The organism is Gordonia sp. (in: high G+C Gram-positive bacteria) (genome assembly GCF_049299075.1).
Taxonomy (GTDB): Bacteria; Actinomycetota; Actinomycetes; order Mycobacteriales; family Mycobacteriaceae; genus Gordonia.
Genome location: NZ_JBAQWU010000014.1, coordinates 1 through 5233, shown reverse-complemented (window position 1 = coordinate 5233; position 5233 = coordinate 1). Strand labels below are relative to the sequence as shown.

Below are 5233 nucleotides of genomic sequence, written 5' to 3'. Positions count from 1 at the left end.
GACCCACACCGGGTGGCTCAGCCGGTTGGTGTCGTCGGCGCCAGCCTCCAGCAGGATGTCGAGGTGGTCGACGGTCATCTTCAGCCGGGCGCGGCCGTAGGCGATTAGCCGGTTGAGGGGCGGTGCGCCCGGGCCGAGCGGTGGTGGGCCGCCCAGGAAGCCGTACTGCAGGCTGTGCTCGGAATGATCCAGTAGCGCCATCATCAGGCCGGTGCGGTTGCCGAAGCGGCGGAAGACGGTGCCTTTGCCGACACCTGCCGCGCGGGCGACGGCATCCATGGTGACCGCGGCGGCACCGTGCTGATCGATCAGTGATTTGGCGGCGGTCAGGAGCAGCTGCCGGTTTCGTGCCGCATCGGCGCGCTCGGTGCCGGGGCCGGGCGCCTGGACCACGTGCAGAGCCATCGGCGACACCGAATCGGAAAGCATGGTTGACAGGGTATCGCGACCGCCCGCGAATGCGACACGCCCAACACTCCGAGACACGCCGAACTGCCTGTGGATTACTTACTGGCGACCAGGGAATTCCATGAATGTTGTTCACAAGTTCTTGTGGTCGCTCGACTTGTCGGACACAAGGTGTAGTGTTCATGGTGTTCGGCGGCCCGACTCGACGCACAGCGCGAATCATGACCGACGACGACCGCGAACGTCAGCGCGACACCGCAGCGAATACGACATGTCATTACGGCCGACGGCGGTCTCGATGACCAGAATCAAGGGGAGTTCAGACATGACGATCACCGTCTACACCAAGCCGGCCTGCGTGCAGTGCAATGCGACCTACAAGGCGCTCGACAAGCATGGTCTGGACTACAACGTCGTCGACATCAGCCTCGATGATGACGCCCGCGACTATGTGATGGCGCTGGGCTACCTGCAGGCGCCGGTCGTTGTTGTCGACGACGAGCACTGGTCGGGTTTCCGTCCCGAGCGCATCAAGGCCGTCGCCTCCCGCGCAGCCTGATCGGTTCATCGACGTGTCCGTCTTGGTTTCCGGTCCAGGGGTCGCCGCCGACGTTGGTGGCGGCGCACCGAGTACGGCCGGCCACGACGCGTCGGGAGAGCTCCCGCTGATCGTGTACTTCTCCTCAGTCTCGGAGAACACCCGGAGGTTCGTCGAGAAGACGGGCGCGCGATCACGGCGGATCCCGCTGATCGACCGTTCCGGTGCGTTCCGAGTCGAGGAGCCGTACGTGCTCGTCAGCCCGACCTACGGTGGCGGCAAAGCATCCGATGTGGGCAACGCAGCACACGCCGGCGGTGGATACGTCCCCAAACAGGTGATCCGGTTTCTGAACGACCCCCACAACCGGTCCCTGATCCGTGGCGTGATCGCTGCGGGCAACACGAACTTCGGCGCGGAGTTCTGCCTGGCGGGTGACATCATCTCGCGCAAATGCCAGGTGCCCTACCTGTACCGCTTCGAACTGATGGGAACTGCGGAGGACGTTGACTGCGTCCGCGCTGGACTCGCCGAGTTCGCTGCCGGACCGGCGTTCCGTCGGTCCTGAAGTCTCTGCTTCTGGCTTCACCCTGCACAGCCCTATCACCGCACAGCCTTATCACCGCACAGCCTTATCACCGCACAGCCTTATCACCGCACTGCCTTATCACCGCACAGCCTTATCACCGCACAGCCTCACCCCTTTTTGTAATCCCAGGAGTCGTCTTGTCGCCCACCACCGTTCCCGTGTCCGAACTTCCTGCCGCCGGCGGCGGCGCCTCGGCGAGCCTGTCTGGTGTGCACGCCGATCCGGCTGGCCACGATCCGGGTGACCTGGACTATCATGCGCTGAACGCAATGCTGAATCTGTACGACGCCGACGGCAAGATTCAGTTCGAGAAGGACGAGATGGCGGCGCGGCAGTACTTCCTGCAGCACGTCAACCAGAACACGGTGTTCTTTCATGACCTGGACGAGAAGCTCGACTATCTGGTCAAGGAGAACTACTACGAGCCCGAGGTCCTCGACCAGTACGACCGTGAGTTCGTGAAGCTGCTGTTCGGGCATGCCTTCGGCAAGAAGTTTCGCTTCCCGACCTTCCTCGGCGCGTTCAAGTACTACACGAGCTATACGCTGAAGACCTTCGACGGCAAGCGCTACCTGGAGCGTTTCGAAGACCGGGTGTGCATGGTGGCGCTGACGCTGGCGGCCGGCGATACGGCGTTGGCGCGCAACCTGGTCGACGAGATCATTTCTGGCCGGTTCCAGCCAGCCACCCCCACCTTCCTGAACTCGGGCAAGAAGCAGCGTGGCGAGCCGGTGTCGTGCTTCCTGCTGCGCATCGAGGACAACATGGAGTCGATTGGCCGCTCGATAAACTCGGCCCTGCAGCTGTCCAAGCGCGGCGGCGGCGTGGCCCTGCTGTTGAGCAATGTCCGCGAGCATGGTGCGCCGATCAAGCAGATCGAGAACCAGAGCAGCGGTGTCATCCCGATCATGAAGCTGCTCGAGGACTCGTTCAGCTACGCCAATCAGCTCGGGGCCCGGCAGGGTGCCGGTGCGGTGTACCTGCACGCGCACCACCCGGATATCTACCGCTTCCTGGACACCAAGCGGGAGAATGCGGACGAGAAGATTCGGATCAAGACCCTGAGTCTGGGGGTCGTGATCCCGGACATCACCTTCGAGCTGGCCCGCAACAACGACGATATGTATCTGTTCAGCCCGTACGACGTCGAGCGCATTTACGGGGTGCCGTTCGCCGACATCAACGTCAGCGAGAAGTACCACGAAATGGTCGAGGACAAGCGGATCCGCAAGTCCAAGATCAAGGCGCGCGAATTCTTCCAGACCCTCGCCGAGCTGCAGTTTGAGTCGGGCTACCCGTACATCATGTTCGAGGACACGGTGAACCGGTCGAATCCGATCGACGGCAAGATCACCCACTCGAACTTGTGCTCGGAGATCCTGCAGGTGTCGACGCCGTCGACGTTCAACGACGATCTCACCTACAGTCACGTCGGCCGCGACATCTCGTGCAACCTCGGGTCGATGAACATCGCCAAGGCGATGGATTCGACGGACTTCGGTGCCACCATCGAGACCGCGATCCGCGGTCTGACTGCGGTTGCCGATCAGACGTCGATCGATTCGGTGCCGTCGATTCGTCGGGCCAACGAGGAGGGCCATGCCATCGGCCTGGGCCAGATGAATCTGCACGGCTATTTGGCTCGTGAACGCATCTTCTACGGCAGCGAGGAGGGCATCGACTTCACGAACATGTACTTCTATACGGTGCTGTTCCACGCGATTCGTGCCTCGAACAAGATCGCCAAGGAGCAGGGCCGCCCGTTCGTCGGTTTCGAGAAGAGTACCTACGCCACCGGTGAGTTCTTCGACAAATACACTGATCAGGTGTGGGAGCCGGCGACTGCCAAGGTGCGCGAACTGTTTGCCAACGCCGGGGCCAGTGAGGGCGAGAATGGCCTGTTCGCTACTGCCGGGATCGCCATCCCGACGCAGGACGACTGGCGTGAGCTGAAGGAGTCGGTGCGCAAGTACGGCATCTACAACCAGAATCTGCAGGCCGTCCCGCCGACCGGCTCGATCAGTTACATCAACCACTCGACCAGCTCGATCCATCCGATCGCCGCGAAGATCGAGATCCGCAAGGAAGGCAAGATCGGCCGCGTCTACTACCCGGCGCCGTACCTCACCAACGACAACCTGGAGTACTACCAGGACGCGTACGAGATCGGTTACGAGAGGATCATCGACACCTATGCTGCGGCGACGCAGCACGTCGATCAGGGGCTGAGCCTGACGCTGTTCTTCAAGGACACGGCCAGCACGCGCGATGTGAACAAAGCCCAGATCTACGCCTGGCGCAAGGGCATCAAAACGCTGTACTACATCCGCCTCCGCCAGATGGCCCTGGAAGGCACCGAGATCGACGGCTGCGTGTCGTGCATGTTGTGACGTACCGGCAGTAGGTGACGACGGGTGGTTGTTCGATGAACAACCACCCGTCGTGCACGTTGGTGATGGTTCTATCCGCCGGATCGGCGGACCTGCACCGTCACGACGAGCAAGGCGCCGAGCAGAATCGCCGGGCCGAACAGATCGGTGCCGGCTGCCAGGGCGCGGTCGGCGGTGAAGGAGCCGCCGTCGGACAGGCCGAGGAACACCGCACCGGCCACCGCGGCGGCCGGGGTCCACGACGCCGCGCGGATGCTGATCAGCCCGGCAGTGAAGAGTCGGACGCCCACGATCCAGAAGGTGAACCAACGCAGCACCAGGAGCGGAAGGTCGGCGTCGTCGCCGCGCTGGCGCCGATGATGGTGCTCGATGAGGATCGAGGCGACCGGGAACACGACGAAGCAGCCGAGGATGATCGCGTAGTACATGGAGTGAGGGTGCGCGCCCCGAACCGGCGACTCGCCGCTTTTACCCGGAACAGCGGCCGCGGGGGAGTATCTCGAGGTTCTGTTGCAGCCACCGAGCGACCTGATCGAGTTCGGCGAGGCCGTCGCCGGTGGTCTCGCCGACGCGGTAACTGATCATGGTGACGGCCAGTTGCCGGCCGTCGGGCCAGGTGATCAGGCCGAGTTGACGGACTTCGTCGGCCTCGCCCCAGCAGCCTTTCACCGCTGTCCGAACCTCCGGTGCGTTGACCGATACCAGACCCCACTGCTGCTCCGTCGACACCTCGCCCATGGAGCGGAGAATCGTGGCGGTGTCGGGCAGGCAGGGCAGGTGGGCGCTGAACCGGGCCGCGCCGGACAGGGACCATGGGGTCAGGCTGAAAAGCTCGTCCGGGCCGATGATCGGAGGAAGGGTGACGTCGGGGTCGCCGCCTTCGCGGAGCACCGCGGTGACGCGCTCGCGCGCATGGTCCGGGGTGCCGAGTGACTGGCGCAATTCCAGAGCGGCATCGTTGTCGGAGGCGACGCTGGCGGCTTCGATCGCCCCCAATACGGTCAGCAGCCTCGGGCGAGGCGGCGGGTCCTCACGTGCCGAGACGGTCGCGCAGCAGGGGAAGGACGTCGTCGAGGGCGCGGACCAGCACGTCCAGGCGCTCGACCGGACCGGGAGCTCCCAGCACGGCGTAGCGGTCGGCCGCGCCGAGGGGGAGAGTGGCTGCGGCGACGAAGGTGTACTCCGAGGGTGGGAGGTCGTCGGGGGCTCCGAGAGTGAGGCTGGGGCGGCCGCTCGTGGCGGCGAGCTTGTCGTACAGGTCCTGCGCCTCGGCAAGGATCGAGGTGAACGGCGCGCGGGCGGAATCCC

General features: G+C 64.0%; 6 protein-coding genes and 1 pseudogene. 3 read left to right on the top strand and 4 right to left on the bottom strand.

Annotated features, from left to right (window positions below):
- Nucleotides 1–429: TetR/AcrR family transcriptional regulator (locus WAW85_RS00670; RefSeq protein ID WP_422557743.1), on the bottom strand; the 429-nt coding region annotated here is incomplete at its 3' end.
- A gap of 304 nt (nucleotides 430–733) precedes the next feature.
- Here WAW85_RS00670 and nrdH point away from each other — a divergent pair.
- The 3 genes from nrdH (at nucleotide 734) to nrdE (ending at nucleotide 3925) form a co-directional block, all read left to right on the top strand.
- Nucleotides 734–967, top strand: a complete 234-nt coding sequence (gene nrdH / locus WAW85_RS00665; protein ID WP_422557742.1) for a glutaredoxin-like protein NrdH — start codon at nucleotides 734–736, stop codon at nucleotides 965–967.
- Between the two features lie 106 nt (nucleotides 968–1073).
- Nucleotides 1074–1514, top strand: coding sequence for a class Ib ribonucleoside-diphosphate reductase assembly flavoprotein NrdI (gene nrdI / locus WAW85_RS00660; protein WP_422557744.1), 441 nt, complete (start codon nucleotides 1074–1076; stop codon nucleotides 1512–1514).
- Between the two features lie 158 nt (nucleotides 1515–1672).
- Complete coding sequence (gene nrdE / locus WAW85_RS00655; protein WP_422557741.1) at nucleotides 1673–3925, top strand: class 1b ribonucleoside-diphosphate reductase subunit alpha; 2253 nt, start codon at nucleotides 1673–1675, stop codon at nucleotides 3923–3925.
- 71 nt (nucleotides 3926–3996) lie between these two features.
- On the opposite strand, the gene WAW85_RS00650 is transcribed toward nrdE, so the two are convergent.
- The 3 genes and pseudogenes from WAW85_RS00650 to WAW85_RS00640 all read right to left on the bottom strand — a co-directional run.
- Complete coding sequence (locus WAW85_RS00650) at nucleotides 3997–4353, bottom strand: hypothetical protein (RefSeq protein WP_422557740.1); 357 nt, start codon at nucleotides 4351–4353, stop codon at nucleotides 3997–3999.
- A gap of 40 nt (nucleotides 4354–4393) precedes the next feature.
- The gene (locus tag WAW85_RS00645; RefSeq protein ID WP_422557739.1) at nucleotides 4394–4921 is read right to left on the bottom strand and encodes a hypothetical protein; all 528 of its coding nucleotides are present in this window, start codon (nucleotides 4919–4921) and stop codon (nucleotides 4394–4396) included.
- A 34-nt stretch (nucleotides 4922–4955) separates the two neighbouring features.
- Nucleotides 4956–5233, bottom strand: a pseudogene (locus WAW85_RS00640) (ATP-dependent protease); the annotation flags it as partial.